Consider the following 2,043-nt stretch of genomic DNA (forward strand, 5'->3'; position numbering starts at 1 on the left):
TGGATAGGGCGGGCAAAGTGAACCACTTGCGGCGGATGAAAGTGAGCATAGTAAAGTAAGTGCTCAAAATCGATTCATTTGTGGTTAAATTTAGTCTTTATTTTTCAATTTTTTACGCATCGATTCTCCTTTAATATCGATTCTGTGTGCATTATGTACAAGGCGATCCAAAATGGCATCTGCGATGGTTTGTTCTCCTATAATTTCATGCCATGCTTCTACTGGTAATTGGGAGGCGATAATAATACTGTGTTCTCCGTGCCTATCTTCAATAATTTCCATAAAGGAGTGCCTATTTATAGCATCTAAAGCTTTAAGCCCAAAATCATCTATAATCAGTAGGTCTTGTTTTTCTAGTTTATTGATTTGTTTTAGATAAGAGCCATCTGCTTTTGATGTTTTAAGCATGGTAAAAAGTTTATTCGTGTTATAATACATGACCTTATATCCCAATGAACACGCCTGATGACCGATAGCTGATGCCATATAGCTTTTTCCAGCACCTGTACTTCCCGTGATAAGGATATTCTGTTTTTGCTTTATAAACTCACAGCTAGCAAAGCGATGTATTTGATTTTTATCTAGTTGTCTTGAAGCATCAAAATCGATAGCTTCCATAATAGCACTGTACCTAAATCGCGCCGCTTTTGTTAACCGTTCTATTTTTCTGTTTTGACGATCATCCCATTCGCTTTGGAGCAGATATGCGATGAGTTCATCATTGGTGTAGTTTATACTTTGTGGCGATAAACTGCTGTCAAAGGCTCTGTACATACCGTATAGCCTTAGTTGTTTCATGTGTTCCAATGTCTGTTTATTCATTGTTTTTTGGTTTTAATTTATTTGTAATAATGACTTCCTCTAATGTTATTATGATTTGGGACCTCAGGTTGGTCTTCGATGTCTTCATCTAAGGTGTCCCAACCGTTTTTAAGAATACGCTCTATAATATTGTAGTTATGAGCACCATAGTCCAATGCACGCTTGCAGGCATTATCCAATCGTGTATTGCCTACCTTTTTAGTGAGGTGCAATATGCCCAGACATGATTTATAGGATTGTTCTGGGTGTTGTTTCTTTTCTAATATGTTAATGATTAGTGTCTTGCAATGTTCACCAACCTGCTCTGCCCAGGCAATGAATTTTTCACTGCTCCACTCGCTGATAAAGCGGTGGTGGGAAGGCATGTGTTCCTTTATCGTGCTATACCCATATTTTTGTTTGTTTCTTGGATGGACTGTAAGTAGTTCCTGTTGGTAGAACATCTCTATGGTGCTATCTGAATAAACCACTTTAATACGTTTGCCTATATGCTGATAAGGTAAGCTATAATAGTGTTTGTCCTTACTAAAATAAATATGGCTGTTTTTATGAACCGTTGCATTAGCGTAGCGTTTAATCTCATAGCGTTTTGCTGGCAATGGTTTAAGCTGATGTTTTTCAATCTCTTCAAATAACGAATAGCGAGAATATTCCCGTCCCCTAAAAGAGGTGCTGTTATGGGTTTTAAGAAGTTCTAATATAGCCTTATTCAGTGCAGCTTTAGAATGGAACGTTTGGTTGCGCAGTGGCGCAAAGACCCGTGTATATATGATACGCACTGCATTTTCGACGATGGCTTTATCCCTAGGCCTGTAGGCTCTGGTTGGAAGTACTGCCGTTTCATAATGCTCAGCAAAATCTACAAAAGTTTCATTTACTTTTGGTTCATAACGACTGCTTTTGGTAACTGCTGCCCTCAAGTTATCAGGTACTAAAGCCTGTGGTACACCGCCATAAAACCAAAGTGCGTTTTCTATACAAGCTATAAAATCTTCTTTCTTTTGGCTCTCACAGGCCTCAACATAGGTGTATTGGCTACTGCCCAATACACAGACAAAGACCTCTAAATCTTGTATTTCACCTGTGTAGCGGTCTACAATTGAAAGCTTCTTGCCCGTAAAATCAATGAAAAGTTTATCGCCCGCTTTGTGTGTAAAATGCATCACTGGAGACACTTCTTTAACCCACTCCCGATACCAATACCTAAACTGGGAAAGTTTG

General features: G+C 38.7%; 2 protein-coding genes. Both read right to left on the reverse strand.

Annotated elements, in window-relative coordinates:
- Positions 1-90: 90 nt before the first annotated feature.
- Positions 91-822: an IS21-like element helper ATPase IstB gene (istB, locus tag EV196_RS19750; RefSeq protein WP_132219505.1), complete on the reverse strand. Its 732-nt coding sequence runs from the start codon at positions 820-822 to the stop codon at positions 91-93.
- 17 nt (positions 823-839) lie between these two features.
- Positions 840-2,043, reverse strand: a 1,204-nt coding sequence (gene istA, locus EV196_RS19755) for an IS21 family transposase (protein ID WP_132219506.1), incomplete at its 5' end; no start/stop codon positions are given.

The organism is Mariniflexile fucanivorans (genome assembly GCF_004341235.1).
Classification (GTDB): domain Bacteria; phylum Bacteroidota; class Bacteroidia; order Flavobacteriales; family Flavobacteriaceae; genus Mariniflexile; species Mariniflexile fucanivorans.